Below are 21,582 nucleotides of genomic sequence, written 5' to 3'. Positions count from 1 at the left end.
CCTTGCCTTCTACGGACTCCGCCCGGTGCTCAGTGCCTGCCATCACCGGACTGCTTGTGATCCCGACGCTACCGAGCGTGCGTGGCGGCGTACGGGGAACGGGGGATTGCGTGAAATGTGCGCATTGCCCTCTGCTGTCCCACACGTACCGGCTCGCACGGCTGCACCCCGGGTACTCCCGCGGAAGTACCCGGGGTGCAGCCGGCCGTACGACGACCAGAGGGCGTTTTCCGAGGAGCCTCGGGGTGAGACGAAACGTCCGTGCTTCCGAGGAGATGAATCGAGATGGATACCTTCACCACCCTCGCCTACGACGGGCCCGGGCCCTGGGTCCTGTTCCTTCCGCTGATCTGGGCGGCGGTCGTCGCCGGTGTCGTCACCGTGCTGCGCCGTACCGTCTGGCGCGGGCGCCGCGGGGCGGCGGCGTACGGTGAGCGGTCGCCGATCGCGATCCTGGGGCGGCGCTTCGCCACCGGGGAGATCGACGAGGACGAGTACTGGCGGCGGCTGTCCGTCCTGGACGAGCAGTTCGGCCGGTCCCTCAAGGACGGTGCCGCGTGACTCCGCCGAAGCCCGCCGCAAGACGGTCCAGGGCCGTGCGCATCCCGGCGCGGTTGACCGCGATGCGCCGGTCCGGGCCGGTGCCGGCGAACACCGTGCCGAGCGGCGCGGTCAGGCGGGAGCCCCGGCCGGTGCGCAGGTCCCGCCAGGTCTCCGTGACGCTCGTGCGCTCGCCCTCCGGTTCGAACCGGTAGCCCAACGCGCGACCGGCAGCCCGAAGATGCCGACGTCGAAGGTGAACCCACCGGTTCCGTCCGGCGCCTGCGCCGGCGCGCGCAGGGCTGTGATCCGGCCTCCACCGGCGCACGCTCATGGTGCCCCTCCCTGTGATCGTCCCCGCTCCACGCCCGGAGCGCAGGCAGCGAGGAGGGCCTCGGCGACGGCGGTGCGGGCGTAGAGCACGGAGCGGCCGGCCCGGTGGGCACTGACCAGGCCCGCTGCGCGCAGCGCGGTCAGGTACTGGGACACTCCGGCGGCCGAGAGCCCCGTACGGCGGGCCAGTTCGGTGGTGGAGGCCGGGGTTTCCAGTTCGGTCAGCAGCCGGGTGCGGGAGCGGCCGAGCACGGCGGCCAGAGCCTCGGTCCTGCCGGCGGGCCGAGGTTCCCACAGGGAGCCGGTGCCGCGCGCCGGATAGGCGAGTTGCGGCGGTTCCGGGGGCGTCACCCGGGTGAAGGGGACCGGTTCGATGAAGACCGAGGGGATCAGCAGCAGCCCGGCACCCGCCGTTCCGCGGGACAGGGGCCGATGCCGGCGGGACAGCCGGAGCGCGTTGTCGCCCCAGCTCACCGAGGGGTGGAGGTCGTTGAAGAGGCGGCCCGCGCCGTGCTCGGCGGCCTGCCGGGCCCGGTGGAAGACATCGGCGTCCAGTACTGCTCGGATCCGTGCCCAGTAGGGCGCCAGGGCCAGCTCCCAGTAGGTCCCGATCTCTTCCGCGACCCGGACGAGGCGGGCCCGCGGGTCGGCGTACAAGGTCCGCGTGCGCGGGCCGAGGCGCCCCTGCTCCTGTCGCAGGCGGTCGAGTTCGTGGCGGACCCGGGAGGCGGGCGTGGCCTGGATCCTGGCCAGTTCCTCCGTCAGGGAAGGAGCCGGACCGGTGGGCGCCGGGTTGAGGAAGTCGGGTACGTACCCCGAGGGCGGGATCAGTTCGGCCAGCCAGCCCCGGTCGAGGCCGGCGGCCGCCAGCCGTGGCCTCACCTGCCCGGTCCAGGGCCGGTGTACGGGGGACGTGGCCCCGGAGGCCAGCAGCCGGTAGCTGGGCCCGACCTCCCACATCGGTGAGACGGCGAACCGCATCTGCGCGAGATCGCTCACGGAGAATGCCAGTTCCGCCAGCACGGTCACTCCAACGATTCAGTCATGCCTTAATCAATGGCCTGGCAGCCTACCGGGTGGGGATCATCCGGGCATGACCTCACAGACGATGACCGCGGACGCCGCGGGCACCTGGAACCTCGGCGATCTGAAGATCAACCGGATCGGATTCGGCGCGATGCGCCTGACACAGACCGGCGAGGCGTTCGCCGACGACGCCGTGCCCCGGGACCGCGGCCAGGCGATCGGCGTGCTGCGCCGGGCGGTCGAGCTCGGGGTGAACCACATCGACACCGCCGCGTTCTACTTCTCGCCGCTGCGCTCCGCCAACGAGCTGATCAACACGGCGCTGGCCCCCTACCCGGAGGACCTCGTGATCACCACCAAGGTCGGTCCGGGCCGGGACCCGTCCGGCGCCTGGCTCGAACACGCCACCCCGGAGCTGCTGCGCGGCCAGGTCGAGGAGAACCTGCGCCAGCTCGGCCGCGACCACCTCGACGTGGTGAACCTGCGCATCGTCGGGACCGATTCCATCGCCGAGCGCTTCGGCGCGCTGGCCGACCTCCGCGACGCGGGCCTCATCCGCCACATCGGCATCTCCAACGTCACCCCCGAGCACCTCGCCGAGGCCCGGGCCATCGCGCCGGTGGTCTGCGTGCAGAACATGTACGGGATCGGGGTGCGGCCCGAGCACGACGGGTTCGTGCGCACCTGCGGTGAGCAGGGCATCGCGTTCGTGCCCTTCTACTCCATCGCGGGGACCGGTCGGCAGGCGGGCGCGAGCGGAGCCGAGCGCGAGGAGGTGCGTGCCGTCGCCCGGGCGCACGGCGCGAGCCCGGCGCAGGTACGGCTGGCGTGGACGCTCCGGCGGGGACCGCACGTACTGGCCATTCCCGGCACGGGCGACCCGGATCACCTGGACGCGAACGTGGCCGCCGGGTCCCTGCGCCTGTCGGAGGAGGATCTGGCCGTCCTGGAGGCGGTGCACCACAGCTGACGGTGCGTCGTGCGGGACGGCAGGCCGGCGCGTGTCGTGCACGGCGGTCCGGGATCCCGCTCGGAGGTCGCTCCCCCGGCCGGGGGAGGGAGATCGTTCCGGCGGCCGACGCCACCCCGCCCCGGTCGGTGCGACGTTCAGAACATGACCGGTGTCGAACGGACGATGAAGGCGCTCTGGAGCGCCTGGTGGCAGCGATGGCCGCGCTGGGTGGCCTGGGCAACGATGCTGTGGGGGGTGCTGTATGCCGGCTTCGGCCTGGCGTGCGCGCTGAGCGGGACCCCGTTGCCCTACCACGGGGGTGGTTCGGGGATCCCCGGACTGGGTTGGGCGGTCGTGGCGCTGGGTGCGCCGGCGGCGTCGGCCGGCGGAGCGGTGGTGCGGTACGGGCTGCTGCCACCGTTGCGGGTGCTGCTCCGGGTGCTGTGCGGGCTGGCGGGGATCACCGCGTTCAGCCTGCTGATGGATGTGATCACGCTGATGCTCGGTCAGGGGGTGGACAGCCGGGCCTCCGCTGCGAACAAGGCCCTCGCGGCGGTCGGGGCGGTCCTGCTCGCGGCAACGGCCCGGTCCGACCGCCTGCCCGCCGGTACTGCCGTACGGGCGCCGTCCGCTGCACCGCAGCGCCTCCGACTCGCCGCCTGGGCAGGGACGCTGGCCTTTGTCCCGTACGCGGCGATGAAGCTGGTCTGGGCGTCCGGCGGGACGTTCGCGGGGATCACCGGTGAGGAGACGCTCGCGGTCTCGGAACGAAACGGCGCCTCGGGGATCTTCCTCACGCTGGAGTCCTGGGGCCTGGACCCCACCGCGCTGCTGGCCGCGCTCGGCGTTTTCCTGCTGTGGGGCCTGGTCCGCCCGTGGGGGCAGGTCTTCCCGCGCTGGACGCTGTTCCTGCGCGGCCGGCGGGTGCCGCGCTGGCTCCCGCTCACCCCGGCTCTGCTCGGTGCTGCCACGCTCGCCCCGTACGGCGTTCTGGGGGTCGGATACCTGGCCCTGGCCACGGCCGGGGTGGTGACGATGCGGCGCGGCGACTTCCACTCCTCGGGCGACGCGCTGCTGGTCGGCTGGATCGGGATGGCCGCCTTCGCCGTTTACGGCATCGCCCTGACCGTCGCGGCCCGCTCGTACTGGCTTCGGACGCGTCCCGTCTGCCGGACGGGTGCCGGCACGGAGTGACGTCCGCGGCCGGCCGGATCCCCGCCGACGGGCCACCGGCTCGCCGTGTGCGTCCGCGATGCCGACGGTGCTGCTCTACCACTCTTCGGCGGGTTCCTCCGGTACCTCCCCCGTCCGGTACTCGGCTTCCGCGCCGTGTCCTGCCACCACCCGCCGATACCGGGGATCACCCCCCGGTCCCCGGCGAAGCAGGGTCGCTTCCAGCGGCGAGGGTGACTCGGGCGGTCCATGACCAGGGCTCCTGGGGCGGGTCCCAGCTCACCTCCACCTCGGTGTCGTGGAAGTCGCTCGCGAGTTCCGTCACCATCACCGCCGCCGCGTCCCGCGCGTCCTGTGGGCCGGTGCCGATCGGCACGTCCAGGCGCCCGCAGAGCATTCCGGGGTCCACGGTGAGGACGCTGATGCGCCAGCCCTCCGGCGTGGCCAACAGGACGATCCCCTTCGGAATGCCGAAGGCGGGGCGCTTCCCCTTCTCCTTCTTGCGTCTCGCCATGCCGCTATCCAACATCGTCATGGTTCACGGCGGTGAGTCCGGGTGGGACCGGGCCGCGCCGCCGCACCACCTCGCCCCGGGCAGGGTGGAACCGCAGGCGGACACCGCTCCGGCCTGCAACACCCTTCAGGGGAGGTCGTCGGTCGGCGGGTCGGCCTCGTACACGTGGGGGGTGTCCCACTCCCAGTCCAGCAGCTCGGCGCCGCCGAGGACCACGTCGTCGGGGTCCGGCATGCCGGCCCGGCGCAGGAACTCGATGACGTCCTCGTCCGAGCGGGCCAGGCCCAGGGACTCCTCTCCGTTCGAGGTCCGCAAGGTCACCTGCCGGCCCCCCGACGGGAAGATCCGGTGCACGACGACGGGTGCATGATGCATACCCCCAGCCTCGCCCCGTCGGCCCGGCCCGGCACCTCAGGGGGTGTGGCCGGCCGTGGCGGCACGGTCGGCGCGCGTGGGGATGCGGAACGTGGAGGGGTCGGGGTAGGTGGCCTTCTCGGCCTGTACGACTTCCTCGATCGCGGTCTTGAAGGCGGGCTCGAAGAAGTCGACGGCCAGCAGCAGCCTCAGTCCCTCCAGGGTCGGATCGAGCAGCGGGCGGCCCATGCGGGCACCGCCGCCCGAGATGCCGGGGAAGCCGGCCCGGGCGGTCTCCGGTCTCTCTCCCGCACGCGCCTCAAGGCCGGCGGCCGCGTAGCCGGCGATCAGCGCGAGCTCGGCGAGGTACTTGCGGGCCCCGAGGGCCATCTCCTCGGCGCCCTGCAGCGTCTGGACCGAGCCGCCCGCCACTTTGAAGTCGTCGCTGATCCTCTTGAGGCCGCGCGCCTCGTACACGGCGCGCGCCTCTTCGAAGAGCCGCCCCGCCTCGTCGACCGCCTTCATCGCCGTCACCAGCTGGTCGATGTCGATCTCGCGCTTCACGTTGCCTCCTGGTCCGGAACTGTGCTGCACCGACCGTAGGAGGCAAAGCCACCGGTGCGGAACACCCGTGCGCGGACCGTTATCGGTGCACTCTGCGCCGTCCGGGACCACTCCCCCGGCACCCGCGTCAACTCGCCACGCGGTCTTGCGACTTGCAGCCGAGGTCCCAACAATGCACATGACAACCGGAGGATCTTCGGTCGCATTGTCATCAGAGGGGAACCCCCACATGAACAAGCCTCTCACCGGCGCCTTACTCTCCCTGCTCCTGCTGGGAGCGGCGGTCACCCCCGCCGTGGCCGCGCCCACCGCACCCACCGCCCCCGCCACCGCCCCACCCGCCGCCTCCGAAGCCACCGCCGTCGCGGTCGACTTCGCGGGCACCGTGGCCCTCAGCAACTGTTCCGGTTCCGTCGTCCGCGCGCCCGGCTCCCAGCCGAACGACCTCGCGCTGGTCCTGTCCAACGGGCACTGCCTGGAGTCGGGCTTCCCGGCGGCCGGCGAGGTCGTCAAGGACCGCCCGTCCAGCCGCTCGTTCTCGCTGCTCAACTCGGCCGGATCGAAGGTCGGCACGCTCCGCGCGAGCAAGATCGCGTACGCGACGATGACCGACACCGACATCTCGATCTACCAGCTGACCCGGACCTACGCCCAGATCCAGAGCCAGTACGGCATCACCGCGCTGACACTCGACGGCGCACGCCCGGCCCAGGGCTCGGCGATCAAGGTGGTCTCGGGCTACTGGAAGCGGATCTACAGCTGCAACGTGGACGGCTTCGCCTACCGCCTCAAGGAGGGCGCCTGGACCTGGAAGGACTCGGTCCGCTACACCTCCGCCTGCAACACCATCGGCGGCACCTCCGGGTCACCGGTTGTCGACACGGCGACCGGCAAGGTCGTCGCCGTCAACAACACGGGCAACGAGGACGGCGCCCGCTGCACGGACAACAACCCGTGCGAGGTCGACCAGAACGGCAACGTGACGGTCCGCCAGGGCATCAACTACGCGCAGCAGACGTACATCGTCGTCCCCTGCATAGCGCCCGGAAACAAGATCGATCTGAACCGCCCCGGCTGCGTGCTCCCCAAGCCGTAATCCCGCGCGCATCCCCGCCCGACCGGAAAAGCCCCACGGCCGGGCCCCGGGCGGGGATACTCGGAGGCGTGGAACTGCACATCGATCACCGCTGGCTGCTGGAGCGGCAGGAGGCGCTGTTCAAGGACGTGGCGGTGGCCGACCACTCCGCCCTGGTCGCCGCCGTGGCCCGGCACCGGGTGAACACCCCCAGCCTGGAAGTGGACGACCCCGACGCCTACTGGCGGGCGGCCGCCCTGCTCGACGCGATCGTGCTGCTCCGGCCGCTCCCCGACTCCAACGAGTACTTCGCCTACGGGGTCGCCGTCGCGTACATCGAGGCCTCCGGCAAGGCGGTGGACGCCACCTACGAACAGTGGCGCGACCTCATCACCGACATCCGCATGCTGCGCGCCACCGTCTTCGACGTGGCCGCCCGGCTCCGCTCCTGGCAGCCGACCCAGACGGTGTAGGGCGCCGCGGTTCAGCGCCTGCGCTGGGCGGGGGTGCCGACGAGGAGCGCGTCGGACACCAGGCGTGCGCCGCGGGCGAGCCGTCCCAGCTGCTCCAGCTCGATGGCGTACATCCTGATCGAGTTCTCGATGACCGACTCGGCGATGCCCAGGGTGGGCAGCTCGGCGCGGCTGGTCTGCAGGGCCGCCCGCACCGCGCGCATCTCGTGCTGCAGCTGGAGCTGGACGTGCCGGGCCAGGAGCGCGTGGTGGCGGGTGAGCGTCAGGTAGCCGCCGTAGCGGGCCGGGAGCAGATCCCGCAGCCAGCGTGTGGCCGTGCGCTCCCAGTCGTGCGTACCGGGCGCCTTGACCTGCATGGGCCAGTCAGGGCTGAGGGTAAACGTGGCCGTCTGAGGCATTCTCGTCACTTCCGAGTGGTGTCGAACTCTGATCGAGACGTTCTGAGGGGCGGCCTCGGCCCAGGGGTTGACCGAGGCCGCCATGGGCGCTCTGCGGGGATCCAAAGCCTGGACCCGACACGCGGTCGCGACCTGAGGAGGTTCGTCGTACCGCGAGTACGTTCGGGAGGACATGGGGGTCCTCCTTGGCATCTGGTGGATCCGGAGCGCCGTCGTCAGTAAACATATATACCGTCGAGTAAGCAAGGGTATGAAAAATTTCATGCACCTCAAGGGCTGAATATCGCCTGGTGAACCGGGGCCGGAACGGGCTACAGGAAGAAGCCGTGCTGGTCGGCCACGTGCTCGTAGCTCTCCAGACGGGCCTGGGTCCGCTCCGGGTCCGCGTCGGCCATCGCCTGCAACAGGGCCGCGGACAGCATTCCGGGCGCCGCGTACGAGTCGAAGACCAGCCGGGATCCGGTCCCCGCCGTCAGGGCCACGTCCGCCTCGTCCACCAGCGGCCCCAGGGTGGGGTCCGTGATCAGGACCACACGCAGCCCCGTACTGCGGGCGGCGCGGATGGCGGCCAGGGTCTCCTTGGCGTGCCGCGGCATGGCGAAGGCGAGCACCCAGGTCCCGCCGGCCGCCCTGGACTGCAGCAACGCGTCGAAGGCGACGCTGCCGCCGCGGGTCACCAGGCGTACGTCGGGGTGGATGCGCCGGGCCGCGTACGCGAAGTACTCCGCGAGCGAGACCGAGATGCGCAGGCCGAGAACGGTCAGCGGCACCGAGGCGGCCAGCTCGCGGCCGATGTCCAGCACCTGGTCGGTGTCGGCGAGCAGCCTGCGGACGTTCTCCAGGTTCTCGATCTCGGCGTCGACGGCTTCCTGCAGCTCGTTGCGGCGGATCTGCGCGCGGGTGTCCGGGGCGCCGGCGACGGCGCTGAGCGCGATCGGCTGCAGCACGTCACGCAGGGCAGGGTAGCCGCTGAAGCCGAGGGAGGCGGCGAAGCGGGTCACGGAGGGCTGGCTCACGCCCACCCGCTCGGCCAGTTCGGTGATCGAGAGGAACGCGGCCTCGGTGAGGTGGTCGATCAGGTACTGGGCGATGCGGCGCTGGCCCGGTGACAGGCGGCGTCCGTCGAAGAGCGCGAGGAGCCGGTCGGCCGGAGGACGGACCTCTTCGGACGACTGACCCCCTGGTGTGATCGCAGCCGCTTGTGCGCGTGCCTGCTGCCCCGATGACACTCGAGGGCCTCCCTAACTCATGTCACTCGCGCTCCAACATAGCTCACCCCCTGTGGCCGATGATGATCAGTCCTGGGCGCGCGAAGTCACGGGGGCGTCGGTGCGGTCGCCCAGGAACTCGTACCAGCGGCGCTGCAGGCACACGTAGCGGGTGTCGGCCTCGACGAGGTCGAGGAAGGAGCCGATCGTACTGGTGAGGCGCTCGCCGAGGCCCCCGTCGGTGAGGGCGCCGTCCTCGGTGAACGCCTGGTGCGCGCCCGCCAGGCTGAACATGTCCGGGTAGACGCGCGCGCCGAGGTGTTCCAGCGGTACGCGCAGGGCCCAGAGCCCGCGGTTGCCGCCGACCATCGAGGGCGAGGCCGACACCAGCAGGGTCTGCTTGTCCTTGAAGGGCTGCGGGCGGTAGCGGGAGACCCAGTCGATGGCGTTCTTGAGCACGCCCGGTACGGAGGCGTTGTACTCGGGGGAGGCGATGATCAGCGCCTGCGCGGCCTCGATCCGGGCACGCAGGGCCAGGGCTCCTTCGGGCAGTCCCTCGTCGGCCTCCGCGTCGCCGTCGTACGGGGGCATCGGGAAGTCGCCGAGCGTGGCGGCCTCTGCGGTGGCGCCGGCCCGGGACACCAGGGCGGCGACCAGGGTGCCGAGGCGGGCGTTGACCGATCCGGTGCGGGAGGAACCGGACAGGACGAGTACGTGCAGGGAGGCACGTGCGGGATCGCCGTCGTGCGGACGGCCCGGATCCGCCGGGAAGTGGTCGGTGTCGGTCGGGTTCATGCCGTCTCCTCCTGCTCTCGTGCGATCGGCCACACGCGGCGGGACCCGCACACTTCGGTGTGCGGGTCCCGTCCGGGCCGCGGGTCACTTCGCGCCGGGGTTCTCCCAGCGGTAGAACTCGTGGGCCATGGCGTCCTTCGGGCTGCGCCAGGTGTCCGGGTTGTGGGGGCTGATGTAGGCGGTCAGCCGGTCGCTGAGGTCCCGGAACTCCGGGTGCTCGGTGACCTTCGCGATGGCCGGGCCGGGCGGCCGGTCCGACTCGATGAGGTGCAGGTAGACGTCGCCGAACTGGAACAGGCTGCGGCGCGTGACCCCTACCAGGTGCGGGAGTTCACCCGCGTCCGAGCCCGCGAAGAGGTCGGCGATGTCCGGCGCCGATCCCGGCGCCATCCGGGCGACGATGAGAGCGCGGTGCGTCTGGTTCATCCGGGTGCTTGCCTTTCGTCTCAGACTCGGCTGACGGCGGGGGCACGGCCCTCGCGCTGGCGCTTCTCGATCTTGTCCCGGATGAGCGCCATCTGGATCGGGGAGTTGCGGTTGATGTTGTCGGTCATCCACGCGTCGTCGACGGGGGCGTCCGGCTTCATCGCGAAGTCCTGGGTCCACTTCATCCGGGTGCCACCGGGCACCTTGAAGTACTGCCAGTGGATGTCCATGTGCGCGAACGGGCCGGTCTCCACGCGCCGGGCACGGACCGTGAGGCGCTTGCGGTCGACGGTCCGCTCCGAGACCCAGCTCCACACCTTGCCGTTCTCGTCGGGGTGCATGGTCAGGCGGAAGCGGGTGGTGTCGCCCTTCTCCTCGATGATTTCGAGTGAGGCGTACTCGCTGAACAGCTGCGGCCAGCCGGGGAGATCGTTGGTCATCTCCCATACGACGTCCACGGGCGCGTTGACGGTGATCTCGTTCTCGGTGTGTCCTGGCATGTCAGGCTCCTGTCATCAGACTGTGGTTGACGAGGTCGAGGAATTCCCCGGGGGTCTTGCAGCGGTCGGCGTGGGTGGGCAGTGCCCGCCCCCGCCGGTTCTCCAGTTCGCCGACGATCCCGAGCAGGCCCAGCGAATCGAGGCCGTACTCGTCGAACGCGGAGTGCGGGCGGCTCGCCAGCTCGGTGGGATCGACGGTGATGCCGGCCTTCTTCATGAGGGCCGCCAGTTCCTCCAGGGTCAGCCGGTCGGACATCTTGGTTCTCCCTTCTTCCTACGAGCCCTTGCGGACGACCAGCGCGGAGTTCGACCCCATCCGGCCGCGGCTGAGCACCAGCGCGGTGCGCAGCTCCGCCGCGCGGGCGCTGCCGGTCACCACGTCGAGGTCGTGGCACACGTCGTAGACGTTCGGGGTCGGCGGGACGATGCCGTGCTCCAGGGCCAAGGCCGCGGCCGCGGTGTCGAGGGCGGGCGCCGCGCAGTACGCCCTGCCCGTACCGGACTTGGGCGCCGTGACCGGCACCTTCCGCCCGTACGCGCCGAGGGCGTCGGCGATGGCGGCCGCCTCGGCCGCGTCGGCCTCCGGGGTCCCGATGGCGTCGGCGAAGACCACGTCGATCTCCTCGGGCGCGCAGCCGGCTTCCCGCAGGGCGCCGCGGATGGCGTGGGCCAGCCCCTCGCCGGACGTGTCCCGTCGCCGGGTGCCGGTGAAGGTCGCGGCGTGGCCGGCCAGGACGGCCCGTACGGTGGCGCCGCGGCGGCGGGCCTCGTCCTCGTCTTCGACGACGAACATCGCGCCGCCCTCGGCGGGGACGAATCCGCAGGCCTTGTCGGTGAACGGCCGGTAGGCACGCTCGGGGTCCTCCCCCGTGCTCAGCCCCTCGTACTCCAGCTGGCAGACGATGGAGTACGGCGCCAGCGGCGCCTCCGTCGCCCCGACCAGCATGGCCCGGCTGCCCTGGCGGATCCCGCGGACGGCGTGCGCGAAGGCGTCCAGTCCGCCCGCCTCGTCGCTGGCCACGACCCCGCAAGGGCCCTTCAGCCCGCGCCGGATGGAGATCTGGCCGGTGCTCGCCGCGTAGAACCAGGCGATCGACTGGTACGGGCCCACGAAGCGCGGCCCCTGCTCCCAGAGGTGCTGGAGCTCGCGCTGGCCGAACTCGCCGCCGCCGGATCCGGCGGCGGTGACGACGCCCACGGAGAAGGGGTCGCCCTCGTAGTCGGCCCGGCCGAGCCGGGCGTCCTCCAGGGCGAGGTCGGCCGCGGCGAGGGCGTGGTGGGTGAAGCGGTCGGTCTGGACGAGGAAGCGGTCCTCGACCATGGCGCCGGGGTCGAAGCCCCGGACCTCGCCCGCGACGCGCAGCGGCAGGTGCTCGCAGCCCGCCCTGGTGACCCGGTCCAGCACGCTGAGTCCGGACTGGGTCGCCTTCCAGAAGGCGTCGGCGCCCACGCCGTTGGGCGCGACGACTCCGATGCCCGTGATGACCGTACGGCTGGTCACGAGACCTCCTCCTTCGGCCGGGTCATGACCACGGCGGACTGGAATCCGCCGAAGCCGCTGCCCACCGAGAGCACGCTGCGCAGCTTCCGGCCGCGGGCGACGCGGGGTACGTAGTCCAGGTCGCACTCGGGGTCGGGCGTCTCGTAGTTCGCCGTCGGCGGTACCACCTGGTGGGTCATGGCGAGTACGCAGGCCGCGAGTTCGATGGCGCCGATCGCGCCGAGGGAGTGCCCCACCATGGACTTGATGGAGGTCATCGGCGTCTTGTAGGCGTGGTCGCCCAGGACCCGCTTGACCGCCGCGGTCTCGTGGCGGTCGTTCTGCTTGGTGCCGGAGCCGTGCGCGTTGACGTAGTCGATCTCGTCGGGGGCGACGCCGGCCTCGGCGAGGGCGGTTTCGATGGCCCGGGCCATCTCCAGGCCCTCGGCGGTCAGCCCGGTCATGTGGTGGGCGTTGCCGAAGGTGGCGTAGCCGCCGATCTCGCAGTAGACGGTCGCACCGCGGGCGCGGGCGTGTTCCAGCTCTTCGAGTACGAGGACGGCTCCGCCTTCGCCGAGGACGAACCCGTCCCGGTCGGCGTCGAACGGCCGGGAGGCGTGGGCCGGGTCGTCGTTGTTCGGCGAGGTCGCCTTGATGGCGTCGAAGCAGGCCACGGTGATCGGCGATATGGGTGAGTCGGAGGCGCCCGCGATGCACACGTCCATCCGGCCCTCCGCGATGGAGTGCACGGCGTACCCGATGGCGTCGAGTCCCGAGGTGCAGCCGGTGGAGACCGTCTGGACCGGGCCCCGCGCACCTGTCTGCTCCGCCACGGCGGAGGCGAGGGTGGCGGGGGTGAACGCCCGGTGCAGGAACGGGCCGGCCCGCTTGTGGTCCACGTCCCACCAGGATCCGGACTGGCTGACGGCCACGTAGTCGTGCTCCAGCCGGGTGGTGCCGCCGACGGCCGTGCCGAGGGAGACTCCGGTCCGCCAGGCCTCGTCCGTGGTGAGGTCGAGGCCCGCGTCCTTCACCGCCTCCCGGGCGGCCACCAGGGCGAACTGGATGTAGCGGTCGGCCCGGTCCGCCTCGCCGGGTTCGAGGCCGTGCGCGGCGGGGTCGAAGTCGACCTCGGCGGCTATCCGGGAGCGGAACCCGGCCGGGTCGAAGAGGCTGATCCCGCGTGTCGCCGTACGGCCGTTGGAGAGCAGGTCCCAGAAGTCGCGGACGCCGATCCCGCCGGGCGCGACGACACCGACTCCGGTGACGGCCACCCGCCGGCGGGTCACGAGACCGCTCCCGTACGGTCCGGAGGCTGCTCCCACGCGGTGCCGTCCGGGTGCGGGGCCTGCTCGGTGTCCACGTGGCCGAGCTCGGGGCGCGGGGCCAGCGGGCCGAGGTGGAAGACCATGCGGGCCTCGGTGTCCCCCACGTTCCGGAAGCGGTGGCGCGTGTTGAGCGGAACCAGGAGTCCCTGGTCGGTGCGCAGCGGGTGGGCCTCGCCGTCGAGGTCGACCTCCAGGCGGCCGCTGACCACGTACACGAACTCCTCGGAGTACGGGTGGTAGTGCTCCGCGATCGACTCCCCGGGGGCCATGATCGCCAGGCCCATGAAGCCGCTGGTGGAACCCACGGAGGTCGGAGTGAGCACCGCCCTCAGGTCGCCGCCGCGCCGACGGTTGGGGGGTGTCTCGCTGAGGTCCACGATGCGTGGGCGCTGTTGGGTCATGGCGGGTTCCTCCTGCGTGTGGGGAGAGCCTGGTGCGGATGGATCGGGATCGGGGGTGGAAATGGGGGTGGGCCGGGGAGGATCAGGAATCCGCGGGTGCCCGGCGGTCCGTGATCAGGTTCATGGTGTGGCCGGCGGTGCGGACCCGCCTGCCGGCCCGGGCCGTCAGCCGGTCGAGCACCGCCGCCTTGCGCGGTCCCGAGACGCCGAAGGTGGTGTCGGGCTCGGCGTCGAGCGGGCCGCGGACGTCGATGAGCCGGACGACGATGTCGTCACGCTGGAAGATGCTGCTGCTCCGAACGGGGCTGGCCGGGTGGTGTGCGGCCGCCTCGTCCTGCCGGGCCAGGAACTTGGCGAGCGCGGCTCCGCAGCCGGGCTTGGCCGGGTAGAAGAGCGCGTGCCGCTGGACCTCGGCGGACTCGGGCTCGGGTGCGGCGATGTGGTGGACCGCCGGGAGCGCCGCGCGCATGAAGAACATGCGCGCGGACTCCCGGTCGTTCAGGTTCCGGTCCTGTTCGAGGTAGGGGTTGATGGCCTCCTCGACGGCGCGCACCTCGGGCTGCTCGGAGACGTGCCGCAGGGCCGCCATCAGGTCGCCCTGGACCTCCACCGTCCGTACGACCCGGTTGCCGTGCATGAACAGGGACGTGCGGCACAGGCGGGTGTGGTCGTCGACCCGGGCCGCCGGGGAGGCGTAGCTGGAGAGGATGGACGCGACGGCCTTCTCGCTCCCCGGCTTGACGGTGAAGGTCAGGGCGTGGCGCACGATGCCGGCGCCCAGCCGGGGGCTCTTCTGCAGGCGTGCCGTGGCCGGGCGGGACTCCTGGCCGTAGCCGCGGCCGGTCTCCCGCAGGACGGTGAACTTGAGCGGGCGCATGGCACGGGCGCACGCGCCGAGCGGCTTCACCTGTTCGGCGTGGTGCTCGCTGTTGACCCATGCGAGGTACTGCGGGGCACTTTCCCACTCACTGGTGATGAGCCATTGGGAGGGATTCTCGAAGGACTGGCACAGCTGGTCGCTGATGTGGCCCGGAACCGACGCGATGTCGTGGCGGAGCTGTTCGTACGCCTCGAAGAACTGCTGCTGGGTCCCCTCGTGGAGATCCATCAGCAGGACGACCCGGAGCATGGAGCCGTCGAAGGCTGACTGCGACACCCGTTCGGACAGGGTGGTTGTCATCTACTCACTCCTTCATGAGGGGGTGGAGATCCATCGCGTACGGACCCCTCGTCCGTCACCGGTGGCGTCCGCCCGGGCCGGCGGCCGTCTCTGGTGGGGAACGGCAGGCCGGCGCGTCTCAGGGGGAGCCGCTGTCGCTCATCGTCATCCGGGTGGGGACGTACCGCTACATGTCCGGATCAAGCGGGTGACAACCGGCGAATCAACTGGGCCTCATCCCGGATCGGGGGCATAAAGACTCCACTCCCCCACACAGAAAACAGGAGCCCGCAGCTGATGGAAGACAACGCCGATGTTCGCGTACCGGTTCTCGTCGTGGGCGGCTCCCTCGTGGGCCTGTCCACCTCGCTTTTCCTGAGCCGCCACGGAGTGAGGCACCTGCTGGTCGAGAAGCACTCCGGCACCTCCGCACACCCGCGGGGCCGTGGCATCAACGCCCGGACGATGGAGCTGTTCCGCACGGCAGGGGCGGAGCGCGCGATCCGCCGGGCGGCGTCCGTACTGGAGGGAAATCAGGGCATTCTGCAGGCCCGGTCGCTGACCGACGGCGACCACAACTGGCTGGTCAAGTCGATCGATCCGGCCGGGGCGCTGGCCCGGTTCAGTCCGACCGGCTGGTGTCTGTGCAGCCAGAACAACATCGAGCCGGTGCTGGCCGAACAGAGCCGCGAGATGGGCGCCGACGTGCGGTTCTCCACCGAGCTGATGAGCTTCGACCAGGACGCCACGGGGGTGAACGCCGTGGTGAAGGACCGGGAGACGGGCGAGCACATCACGGTGCGCGCCGACTTCCTGATCGCCGCGGACGGGCCGCGCAGTCCCGTCAGGGAACAGCTGCGGATCCCCCAGACGGGCAATGGCGAGCTGTTCCACAACGTGAGCGTCACGTTCCGCTCGGAGAAGCTCGTCGAGGTGCTGGGCGACCTGCGCTTCATCGTCTGCTACCTGATCCGCCCGGGGGCCGACGGAGCGCTGCTGCCCGTGGACAACAAGACGCAGTGGGTCTTCCACGCCCCGTGGCACCCGGAGCAGGGCGAGACCCTGGAGGACTTCACCGACGAGCGGTGCGTGGATCAGATCCGCGACGCGATCGGCGTACCCGACCTGGACGTGCAGATCGGCGGCAAGGCCCCGTGGCACGCGGCCGAACGGGTGGCGCAGCGGTATTCGTCCGGTCGGGTGTTCCTGGCCGGGGACGCGGCCCACGAGATGTCCCCCACGGGGGCGTTCGGCTCCAACACGGGCATCCAGGACGCGCACAACCTGGCGTGGAAGATCGCCGCGGTACTGGACGGCTCGGCCGGCATCGGGCTGCTCGACACCTACGAGGCCGAGCGGCTGCCGGTGGCCAGGGCCACCAGCGAGCGGGCGTCGGCCCGTTCGGCGGAGCACAGCCACCCGGGGTACGCGCCGCCGCCCACCATGGGCGGCGGGCCGGGCAGCGGGGTCCTCACCACCGCCATGGGCTACTGCTACCCGAAGGGCGCGTTCGTCGGCGGCGACCCCGTACGGCCCGTCATCCCGGAAACCCTGCGACTGGTCGGCGACACCGGGACCCGGGCCCCGCACATGTGGGTGACCCGGTCGGGTGAGCGGATCTCCACCCTGGACCTCTACGAGCGCTCCTTCGTGCTGCTCAGCGGTGCGGGGACGCCGTGGCAGGCGGCCGCGAAGCAGGTCGCCGGGCAACTGCAGGTGCCGCTGGACGCCTGCACCATCGGCACCGGGCCGGATGCGGACCTCGTCCAGGAGGGGCGCTCCGACTGGACCGAGGTGCACGCGATGAGCGCCGAGGGCGCCGTGCTCGTACGGCCGGACGGGTTCGTGGCCTGGCGCTCGGAGGGAGCCGTGGCCGATGCCACGGCGACGCTGCGCGAGGTCCTCTCGACGGTGCTGCGCCGGGCGTGACCACCTCGTCCCCGCTTCCGCCGGCCGTGCGTGCGGCCGGCGGAAGCGGTTCAGCGGCAGGCCCAGCAACCTGCCCAGCAGCCGGCGGCCGGTACGGCGGTACGCCGGCGGCCGGGCCCGGCACCTCCGGCCGTGTCGCCGCCGCCGGAGGTCCGTTGGGCGTAACACGCGACGACGACCGCGATCGCGGCCAGTTCCTCAGGGGCGGCGACGCCCCTCTCCACACGCAGCAGGCTCGCTATCGGGACATCCTTCGACATCGGCACGGCCTCTCTCACGGGGGCTGCGCGTGCGCCCGGTCGCTTCGCGAGGGGCGGACCGGCTCGGCTCCGGCGCGGGCGGCACACGGGTGGCTCGGCGCACCGACGGGACGTGTTCCGCGTGAGCGAACCGGCCTGCGGACTCCGGTGGGATCACCTGGAATCCTGTCGCGACCGACGCTACAAGAGCGTGCCGTGCGCGGCACTCCGGACCGGCCGTGGTGACCGGCCACCGGCCGCTGCTGTGCCGGGGCTGTGCCGGCAACCTGTACGCCGTCTGCACCATGGATCACGCGCGCGGGAACACGGTAGGGCAGTGGGAGGTCGACCACGAGATGCCCGTGCCGTGTCCCCTGTCCGGCCTGCTGCCGCTGACCGGGACGGGGGCCTCCGTCCATGACCTGCCCGGCGCCGAGGAGGTGCTCGGTCCGCCGGTGTGACGTACGGCGGGTTGGTCCGTACGGGTGAGCGCCCTGCCGCCGCCGGCCGCCGGACGGCGGCAGTCCGGGACCCCGGCCGGCGGTCGACGTGCCGTCGACCGGGGCACCCCAGGGGGTGACCCGCCGATCAGGCCGGGCTCGCGGCGTCCGGCACGCCCTGATCCGACCCGACCGACAAGACACCCCCTGGCGTTCACTGATTGAACTCGTCCTGCTCCCAAATGCTTTGCCGGTTCCATCTCTTGACGGCCCGTGAGGGTGCGGAGGACAGTGTCCAGCGGCGCGGCTTGAGAGCGCTCTCAAGTCGCGCGACCCGCTGACCCTTCCCCCCGCACCGCGCCTCGGCGCGCTTCAGAGAGGGCACCCATGCACGAGATATCCGGCAGGAAGCGGCCGACGGTCCGGCGGGCCGTCTTAGCCGCGCTCAGCACGATCGCCGTGGTCGCGGCAGCCGCCGCGGGCGTGGTCCTGCCCGCGAGCGCCGCGGCTCCCCCCGCACCGGCGGGCTGGTCCCGGGTGTTCCTCGACGACTTCGACGGGCCCGCGGGGTCCGGGGTGAACACCGCCGACTGGCAGTACACCACCGGCACTTCCTACCCCGGCGGACCCGCCCGCTTCGGTACCGGCGAGATCGAGACGATGACCGCCGACCCCTCCAACGTCTCCCTCGACGGCACCGGCAACCTGCGCATCACCCCGCGCCGGGACGCCGCCGGCAACTGGACGTCCGGCCGCGTCGAGACCCGGCGGGCCGACTTCGAGCCCCCGGCGGGCGGCAAGCTCCGGTCGGAGGCCCGGATCCAGATGCCGAACGTGACGGGCCCGGCCGCCAAGGGCTACTGGCCGGCCTTCTGGATGCTCGGCGCCCCCTACCGGGGCAACTGGTGGAACTGGCCGGGCATCGGCGAGATCGACATCCTGGAGAACGTCCAGGGCCTCAACAACGTCTGGGCGACCGTGCATTGCGGCACGAGTCCGGGCGGCCCCTGCAACGAGACCTCGGGGATCGGCGGCCAGCGCGTCTGCCCCGGCGCCGGCTGCCAGGCGGGCTTCCACACGTACGCCGTCGAGTGGGACCGCTCGACCGCGGTCGAGGAGATGCGCTTCTACGTCGACGAGTTCAACTTCCATACGGTGCGGGCCGATCAGGTCGACGCGAAGACCTGGACCGACGCCACGAACCACGGCTACTTCATCATCCTGAACGTCGCCATGGGCGGCGGCTTCCCGGACGCCTTCGGCGGCGGCCCCGACGCGGGCACCCAGCCCGGACACGCGATGGTCGTCGACTACGTGTCCGTCCTCCGGTCGGCCGGAGGCACCACACCGCCCACCACGCCCCCGACGACACCGCCCACCACCCCGCCGACGACACCGCCCGGTCACCGCGACGCGTACACGGCGATCCAGGCCGAGTCCTACGACGGCCAGTCGGGCACGGCCAAGGAGAGCACCACCGACACCGGCGGCGGCCAGAACCTCGCGGCGATCGGCAACAGCGACTGGGCACTGTTCCGGGGCGTCGACTTCGGCTCCACGCCGGCCCGGCAGTTCTACGGGCGCGTGGCCGGCGGTGCGGCCGGCGGGGTCAGCGGGCTGGTCGAGGTACGGCTCGACAACCCGGCCTCGGCTCCGGTCGGCAGCTTCTCGGTCGCGTCGACCGGCGGCTGGCAGAGCTGGCGCACGGTGCCGACGAACATCACGGCGGTCACGGGCACGCACGACGTCTACCTGACCTTCACCAGCGGCCAGCCCGCCGACTTCGTGAACGTCAACTGGTTCGACTTCGGCCATTGACGAGCGGCGGCGCCGTCCCCGCGGGACTCCGCGCGGACGGCGCCGGGCGCGGCCCCCGGTGGACGGCCGGGGCGCCGCGGGACAGGCTGGTGCCTGACCGCAGCCGGAGGCCGCACCAGGAGGACAGCCATGCCCGACGAGGAACCCCGCGAGGAGCCCCGCGCCGAGCTGGACCCGCGGTACAGCGACGAGCGGGCGGCTGCCGTGCCGTGGCGGGAGGCCGTCACCCGGCTGGCCGCGGCCGAGCTGTACTGGCTGACGACCGTACGCCCCGACGCACGGCCGCACGTCACGCCTCTGATCGGTGTCTGGGCGGACGGCGCGCTGCACTTCTGCACCGGGCCCGAGGAGCGCAAGGCCAAGAACCTCCGCGGCAACGCGCACGTCGTCCTCACCACCGGCACCAACACCCTCCACGAGGGATTCGACCTGGTCGTCGAGGGTGTGGCGGCCCGGGTCACGGATCCCGGCCGGCTGCGCCGGCTCGCCGCCGCCTGGGAGGCGAAGTACGGCGCCGAGTGGCATTTCGAGGTGGGGGACGGTGTGTTCGTGAATCCCGACGCGGGCGAGGCCCTGGTCTTCTCGGTCCGCCCGGGCACCGCCTTCGGTTTCGGCAAGGGCGGCTACAGCCAGACGCGCTGGCTCTTCTCCTGACCCGCGGCCGCCGCGGACGGCCTGTCCCGCGAGAACCCCGACGTCGGCGGGGTTAGGCTCGGAGCAGGTCGCGAAGGGGATGGTGCGCATGTGTCGCTGGCTCGCCTACTCAGGTTCGCCCATGCTCCTCGACACCGTGCTCTACCGCCCTGAGCACTCGCTGATCAACCAGAGCCTCCGGGCCAGGATGGGCGCCGAGCCGACCAATGGCGACGGTTTCGGCATCGGCTGGTACAGCGCTGACGGCGACGGCACCCCGGCGGTCTTCCGGGACGTCGGCCCGGCGTGGAGCAGCCGCAATCTGCAGGAGCTCGCCGCGCACGTCCGCTCGCCGCTGTTCTTCGCGCACGTCCGCGCCTCGACGGGGTCGGCCGTCCAGCAGTCCAATTGTCACCCGTTCCGCCACGGACGCTGGCTGTGGATGCACAACGGAGCGATCGCGGACTTCCACCGGCTGCAGCGCGATCTGTGCATGGCCGTCGACCCGGCGCTCTTCCCGTCCATCGAGGGCTCCACGGATTCCGAGGTGATGTTCTACCTGGCGGTCACGTTCGGTCTCGACCAGGACGCCCCGGGTGCGGTGGCCAGGATGGCGGGGTTCGTCGAGCGCCTCGGCAAGGAGCACGGTGTGCCGGAACCGCTCCAGATGACGGTGGCGGTGAGCGACGGCGTGCACGTCTGGGCCTTCCGCTACTCCAGCCAGGGAAAGTCCCGCTCGCTGTTCTACAGTTCCCGGGCCGAGACCGTCCGGCATCTGCACCCGGAGGTGCCCTACCTGAGGGAGGTCTCGGACGAGACCCGCCTCGTGGTGTCCGAGCCGCTCGGAGACCTGCCCGGCGTGTGGAACGAACTCCCCGAGAGCAGTTATGCGGTGATCCCCTCCGGTCCCCACTCGGACTACCTCCCCTTCGTCCCCGAATTCTGACCGCCGCCGGGCCTGCGGGTCACGCGTCGGCGTCCCCGATGGCGATCAGCCGGCGCCCGCCGCCGGCGATGACGTACTCGGCGTGTCCGACGGTGTGGCCGGGGGTGGTCCGTACGCGCACGCCGGGGAAGATCTCCTGACCGTCGGTGACCGCGCGTACGCGCGGTGCCAGGGACGCGACCTGCTCGGCCATGCCCTGGGCCTCCAGGGGGTCCCGCCGCTCCCATTCGGGCTCGGACATCAGGTACTCCGCGTGGGCGAACACCGGCCGTCTGCGCCGGGCGCGGGGTGGCAGGGCGCGGCCGCCGTGCTCCACGAGCAGTCCGCCGACGCTCCCCACCAGGTGGCGCGCGGGGCCCAGGTATTCCGGATGCGCGGCCCACACCTCGTCGGTGCTGTCCCGGAGCAGCCGGGGCGGCCGGAGCCGTACGTCACCGTCCGGCACGTACGACACCATGTGTCGCCCAGCCATATCGAGCGGATTCCCGCCGGACGGGGCAGTCGTACGTCCTGCGGCCACCCTGGACCTCACGCCGTCACAGGCGGCCGCGCTGCGGGAGATGAGCGGGCCGATGACCGTGCGCGAGCTCGCCGAACGCATGAGCTGCGAGCACTCCAACACCGCCGTCGTCGTCGACAAGCTGGGGAAGCAGAGCCTGATCGGGCGCCATCCGCACCCCACCGACCGCCGCGCGAAGCCGCTCGTCCTCACCGCCGAGGGCACCGCCCCGCGCGAGCGCCTCCTCGCGCTCCTCGCCGTGGACTCCCCGCTGTCCGGCCTCGCCCCGGAGGAACGGCGCGTCCTGCGGGCCCTGCTGGAGCGGGCCGCCACCCGGCCGTAACCCGCCTACGGGGCAGCGACCGGAGGCGATCACCGG

General features: G+C 71.9%; 28 protein-coding genes. 11 read left to right on the top strand and 17 right to left on the bottom strand.

Translation table 11 applies throughout. The features are described 5' to 3' along the window. Window positions 1-285 precede the first annotated feature (285 nt). Window positions 286-561 carry an SHOCT domain-containing protein gene (locus ACZ4YL_RS24185; RefSeq protein WP_468119246.1) on the top strand — a complete coding sequence of 92 codons (276 nt, stop codon included), beginning with the start codon at window positions 286-288 and terminating at the stop codon, window positions 559-561. On the opposite strand, the gene ACZ4YL_RS24180 is transcribed toward ACZ4YL_RS24185, so the two are convergent. Both ACZ4YL_RS24180 and ACZ4YL_RS24175 read right to left on the bottom strand, forming a co-directional pair. Next, on the bottom strand, window positions 542-760 hold the full coding sequence (locus ACZ4YL_RS24180; protein ID WP_468119245.1) for a hypothetical protein: 219 nt from the start codon (window positions 758-760) through the stop codon (window positions 542-544). The two genes, ACZ4YL_RS24185 and ACZ4YL_RS24180, sit on opposite strands and share 20 nt — an antisense overlap. A gap of 110 nt (window positions 761-870) precedes the next feature. After that, on the bottom strand, window positions 871-1,854 hold the full coding sequence (locus tag ACZ4YL_RS24175; RefSeq protein WP_468119327.1) for an ArsR/SmtB family transcription factor: 984 nt from the start codon (window positions 1,852-1,854) through the stop codon (window positions 871-873). Between the two features lie 112 nt (window positions 1,855-1,966). Between ACZ4YL_RS24175 and ACZ4YL_RS24170 the strand changes: the two genes are divergently transcribed. Then, entirely contained in the window at window positions 1,967-2,869 is a 903-nt protein-coding gene (locus ACZ4YL_RS24170; RefSeq protein ID WP_468119243.1) for an oxidoreductase, read from the top strand. Window positions 2,870-3,013: 144 nt separating this feature from the next. After that, window positions 3,014-4,045: a hypothetical protein gene (locus ACZ4YL_RS24165; RefSeq protein WP_468119241.1), complete on the top strand. Its 1,032-nt coding sequence runs from the start codon at window positions 3,014-3,016 to the stop codon at window positions 4,043-4,045. A gap of 166 nt (window positions 4,046-4,211) precedes the next feature. Here ACZ4YL_RS24165 and ACZ4YL_RS24160 read toward each other — a convergent pair whose 3' ends face one another. The 3 genes from ACZ4YL_RS24160 to ACZ4YL_RS24150 form a co-directional block, all read right to left on the bottom strand. Continuing rightward, window positions 4,212-4,538 (bottom strand): hypothetical protein, encoded by a 327-nt coding sequence (locus ACZ4YL_RS24160; protein ID WP_468119239.1) that lies wholly within the window; start codon window positions 4,536-4,538, stop codon window positions 4,212-4,214. 126 nt (window positions 4,539-4,664) lie between these two features. Beyond that, complete coding sequence (locus ACZ4YL_RS24155) at window positions 4,665-4,913, bottom strand: hypothetical protein (RefSeq protein WP_301373347.1); 249 nt, start codon at window positions 4,911-4,913, stop codon at window positions 4,665-4,667. A gap of 36 nt (window positions 4,914-4,949) precedes the next feature. Further along, entirely contained in the window at window positions 4,950-5,456 is a 507-nt protein-coding gene (locus tag ACZ4YL_RS24150; RefSeq protein WP_468119237.1) for a hypothetical protein, read from the bottom strand. A 229-nt stretch (window positions 5,457-5,685) separates the two neighbouring features. Here ACZ4YL_RS24150 and ACZ4YL_RS24145 point away from each other — a divergent pair, with 229 nt between their 5' ends. Further along, entirely contained in the window at window positions 5,686-6,552 is an 867-nt protein-coding gene (locus ACZ4YL_RS24145) for a S1 family peptidase (protein ID WP_468119235.1), read from the top strand. Between the two features lie 68 nt (window positions 6,553-6,620). Beyond that, window positions 6,621-7,004, top strand: a complete 384-nt coding sequence (locus ACZ4YL_RS24140) for a toxin Doc (RefSeq protein ID WP_373039895.1) — start codon at window positions 6,621-6,623, stop codon at window positions 7,002-7,004. Window positions 7,005-7,015: 11 nt separating this feature from the next. Here the strand turns inward: ACZ4YL_RS24140 and ACZ4YL_RS24135 are convergent, their stop codons facing one another. The 10 genes from ACZ4YL_RS24135 to ACZ4YL_RS24090 all read right to left on the bottom strand — a co-directional run bounded on the left by ACZ4YL_RS24135 (window position 7,016) and on the right by ACZ4YL_RS24090 (window position 14,720). Next, window positions 7,016-7,402, bottom strand: coding sequence for a hypothetical protein (locus ACZ4YL_RS24135; protein WP_468119233.1), 387 nt, complete (start codon window positions 7,400-7,402; stop codon window positions 7,016-7,018). A gap of 311 nt (window positions 7,403-7,713) precedes the next feature. Beyond that, window positions 7,714-8,631 carry a MurR/RpiR family transcriptional regulator gene (locus tag ACZ4YL_RS24130; RefSeq protein WP_468119231.1) on the bottom strand — a complete coding sequence of 306 codons (918 nt, stop codon included), beginning with the start codon at window positions 8,629-8,631 and terminating at the stop codon, window positions 7,714-7,716. Window positions 8,632-8,697: 66 nt separating this feature from the next. Beyond that, window positions 8,698-9,330 (bottom strand): NADPH-dependent FMN reductase, encoded by a 633-nt coding sequence (locus ACZ4YL_RS24125; protein ID WP_468119326.1) that lies wholly within the window; start codon window positions 9,328-9,330, stop codon window positions 8,698-8,700. A gap of 159 nt (window positions 9,331-9,489) precedes the next feature. Then, window positions 9,490-9,831, bottom strand: coding sequence for a TcmI family type II polyketide cyclase (locus tag ACZ4YL_RS24120; protein WP_030384553.1), 342 nt, complete (start codon window positions 9,829-9,831; stop codon window positions 9,490-9,492). A gap of 20 nt (window positions 9,832-9,851) precedes the next feature. Next, complete coding sequence (locus ACZ4YL_RS24115) at window positions 9,852-10,331, bottom strand: SRPBCC family protein (RefSeq protein ID WP_468119229.1); 480 nt, start codon at window positions 10,329-10,331, stop codon at window positions 9,852-9,854. Window position 10,332: 1 nt separating this feature from the next. Beyond that, window positions 10,333-10,587 (bottom strand): acyl carrier protein, encoded by a 255-nt coding sequence (locus ACZ4YL_RS24110; protein WP_030725715.1) that lies wholly within the window; start codon window positions 10,585-10,587, stop codon window positions 10,333-10,335. Between the two features lie 18 nt (window positions 10,588-10,605). Beyond that, window positions 10,606-11,832: a beta-ketoacyl synthase N-terminal-like domain-containing protein gene (locus ACZ4YL_RS24105; RefSeq protein WP_468119227.1), complete on the bottom strand. Its 1,227-nt coding sequence runs from the start codon at window positions 11,830-11,832 to the stop codon at window positions 10,606-10,608. Beyond that, window positions 11,829-13,100 (bottom strand): beta-ketoacyl-[acyl-carrier-protein] synthase family protein, encoded by a 1,272-nt coding sequence (locus tag ACZ4YL_RS24100; RefSeq protein ID WP_468119226.1) that lies wholly within the window; start codon window positions 13,098-13,100, stop codon window positions 11,829-11,831. Before ACZ4YL_RS24100 ends, ACZ4YL_RS24105 begins: the two co-directional genes overlap by 4 nt. After that, window positions 13,097-13,540, bottom strand: a complete 444-nt coding sequence (locus ACZ4YL_RS24095; protein ID WP_468119224.1) for a cupin domain-containing protein — start codon at window positions 13,538-13,540, stop codon at window positions 13,097-13,099. The genes ACZ4YL_RS24100 and ACZ4YL_RS24095 overlap by 4 nt, the downstream gene beginning before the upstream one ends. An 82-nt stretch (window positions 13,541-13,622) precedes the next feature. Beyond that, window positions 13,623-14,720: a SchA/CurD-like domain-containing protein gene (locus tag ACZ4YL_RS24090; protein ID WP_468119222.1), complete on the bottom strand. Its 1,098-nt coding sequence runs from the start codon at window positions 14,718-14,720 to the stop codon at window positions 13,623-13,625. Between the two features lie 276 nt (window positions 14,721-14,996). Here ACZ4YL_RS24090 and ACZ4YL_RS24085 point away from each other — a divergent pair, with 276 nt between their 5' ends. Next, window positions 14,997-16,628 (top strand): FAD-dependent oxidoreductase, encoded by a 1,632-nt coding sequence (locus tag ACZ4YL_RS24085; protein WP_468119220.1) that lies wholly within the window; start codon window positions 14,997-14,999, stop codon window positions 16,626-16,628. 50 nt (window positions 16,629-16,678) lie between these two features. On the opposite strand, the gene ACZ4YL_RS24080 is transcribed toward ACZ4YL_RS24085, so the two are convergent. Continuing rightward, entirely contained in the window at window positions 16,679-16,888 is a 210-nt protein-coding gene (locus tag ACZ4YL_RS24080) for an acyl-CoA carboxylase epsilon subunit (RefSeq protein WP_390800598.1), read from the bottom strand. A gap of 218 nt (window positions 16,889-17,106) precedes the next feature. Here ACZ4YL_RS24080 and ACZ4YL_RS24075 point away from each other — a divergent pair, with 218 nt between their 5' ends. From ACZ4YL_RS24075 to ACZ4YL_RS24060, 4 genes are all read left to right on the top strand, one after another. Further along, window positions 17,107-17,328, top strand: coding sequence for a hypothetical protein (locus tag ACZ4YL_RS24075; protein WP_468119218.1), 222 nt, complete (start codon window positions 17,107-17,109; stop codon window positions 17,326-17,328). A 366-nt stretch (window positions 17,329-17,694) separates the two neighbouring features. Then, window positions 17,695-19,125 (top strand): glycoside hydrolase family 16 protein, encoded by a 1,431-nt coding sequence (locus ACZ4YL_RS24070; RefSeq protein WP_468119217.1) that lies wholly within the window; start codon window positions 17,695-17,697, stop codon window positions 19,123-19,125. A gap of 129 nt (window positions 19,126-19,254) precedes the next feature. Further along, a complete protein-coding gene (locus ACZ4YL_RS24065; protein WP_468119215.1) occupies window positions 19,255-19,779 on the top strand; it encodes a pyridoxamine 5'-phosphate oxidase family protein in 525 nt (174 codons plus the stop codon). Window positions 19,780-19,867: 88 nt separating this feature from the next. Next, window positions 19,868-20,704 (top strand): class II glutamine amidotransferase, encoded by an 837-nt coding sequence (locus ACZ4YL_RS24060; protein ID WP_468119213.1) that lies wholly within the window; start codon window positions 19,868-19,870, stop codon window positions 20,702-20,704. A gap of 19 nt (window positions 20,705-20,723) precedes the next feature. On the opposite strand, the gene ACZ4YL_RS24055 is transcribed toward ACZ4YL_RS24060, so the two are convergent. Continuing rightward, a complete protein-coding gene (locus tag ACZ4YL_RS24055) occupies window positions 20,724-21,176 on the bottom strand; it encodes an MBL fold metallo-hydrolase (RefSeq protein WP_468119334.1) in 453 nt (150 codons plus the stop codon). Here ACZ4YL_RS24055 and ACZ4YL_RS24050 point away from each other — a divergent pair. Beyond that, window positions 21,160-21,546: a MarR family winged helix-turn-helix transcriptional regulator gene (locus ACZ4YL_RS24050; RefSeq protein ID WP_468119211.1), complete on the top strand. Its 387-nt coding sequence runs from the start codon at window positions 21,160-21,162 to the stop codon at window positions 21,544-21,546. The two genes, ACZ4YL_RS24055 and ACZ4YL_RS24050, sit on opposite strands and share 17 nt — an antisense overlap. Window positions 21,547-21,582 lie beyond the last annotated feature (36 nt).

The organism is Streptomyces sp. NPDC030021, from assembly GCF_055574035.1.
This window is presented reverse-complemented; position numbering and strand designations above follow the sequence as displayed.

Coding starts and splice junctions, on each gene's coding strand:
- ACZ4YL_RS24185 (WP_468119246.1), top strand. CDS start 286: ATGGATACCTTCACCACCCTCGCCTACGACGGGCCCGGGCCCTGGGTC.
- ACZ4YL_RS24175 (WP_468119327.1), bottom strand. CDS start 1,854: ATGCGGTTCGCCGTCTCACCGATGTGGGAGGTCGGGCCCAGCTACCGG.
- ACZ4YL_RS24170 (WP_468119243.1), top strand. CDS start 1,967: ATGACCTCACAGACGATGACCGCGGACGCCGCGGGCACCTGGAACCTC.
- ACZ4YL_RS24165 (WP_468119241.1), top strand. CDS start 3,014: ATGACCGGTGTCGAACGGACGATGAAGGCGCTCTGGAGCGCCTGGTGG.
- ACZ4YL_RS24160 (WP_468119239.1), bottom strand. CDS start 4,538: ATGGCGAGACGCAAGAAGGAGAAGGGGAAGCGCCCCGCCTTCGGCATT.
- ACZ4YL_RS24155 (WP_301373347.1), bottom strand. CDS start 4,913: ATGCATCATGCACCCGTCGTCGTGCACCGGATCTTCCCGTCGGGGGGC.
- ACZ4YL_RS24145 (WP_468119235.1), top strand. CDS start 5,686: ATGAACAAGCCTCTCACCGGCGCCTTACTCTCCCTGCTCCTGCTGGGA.
- ACZ4YL_RS24135 (WP_468119233.1), bottom strand. CDS start 7,402: ATGCCTCAGACGGCCACGTTTACCCTCAGCCCTGACTGGCCCATGCAG.
- ACZ4YL_RS24120 (WP_030384553.1), bottom strand. CDS start 9,831: ATGAACCAGACGCACCGCGCTCTCATCGTCGCCCGGATGGCGCCGGGA.
- ACZ4YL_RS24115 (WP_468119229.1), bottom strand. CDS start 10,331: ATGCCAGGACACACCGAGAACGAGATCACCGTCAACGCGCCCGTGGAC.
- ACZ4YL_RS24110 (WP_030725715.1), bottom strand. CDS start 10,587: ATGTCCGACCGGCTGACCCTGGAGGAACTGGCGGCCCTCATGAAGAAG.
- ACZ4YL_RS24095 (WP_468119224.1), bottom strand. CDS start 13,540: ATGACCCAACAGCGCCCACGCATCGTGGACCTCAGCGAGACACCCCCC.
- ACZ4YL_RS24090 (WP_468119222.1), bottom strand. CDS start 14,720: ATGACAACCACCCTGTCCGAACGGGTGTCGCAGTCAGCCTTCGACGGC.
- ACZ4YL_RS24085 (WP_468119220.1), top strand. CDS start 14,997: ATGGAAGACAACGCCGATGTTCGCGTACCGGTTCTCGTCGTGGGCGGC.
- ACZ4YL_RS24080 (WP_390800598.1), bottom strand. CDS start 16,888: ATGTCGAAGGATGTCCCGATAGCGAGCCTGCTGCGTGTGGAGAGGGGC.
- ACZ4YL_RS24070 (WP_468119217.1), top strand. CDS start 17,695: ATGCACGAGATATCCGGCAGGAAGCGGCCGACGGTCCGGCGGGCCGTC.
- ACZ4YL_RS24065 (WP_468119215.1), top strand. CDS start 19,255: ATGCCCGACGAGGAACCCCGCGAGGAGCCCCGCGCCGAGCTGGACCCG.
- ACZ4YL_RS24060 (WP_468119213.1), top strand. CDS start 19,868: ATGTGTCGCTGGCTCGCCTACTCAGGTTCGCCCATGCTCCTCGACACC.
- ACZ4YL_RS24050 (WP_468119211.1), top strand. CDS start 21,160: ATGTGTCGCCCAGCCATATCGAGCGGATTCCCGCCGGACGGGGCAGTC.
- ACZ4YL_RS24055 (WP_468119334.1), bottom strand. CDS start 21,176: ATGGCTGGGCGACACATGGTGTCGTACGTGCCGGACGGTGACGTACGG.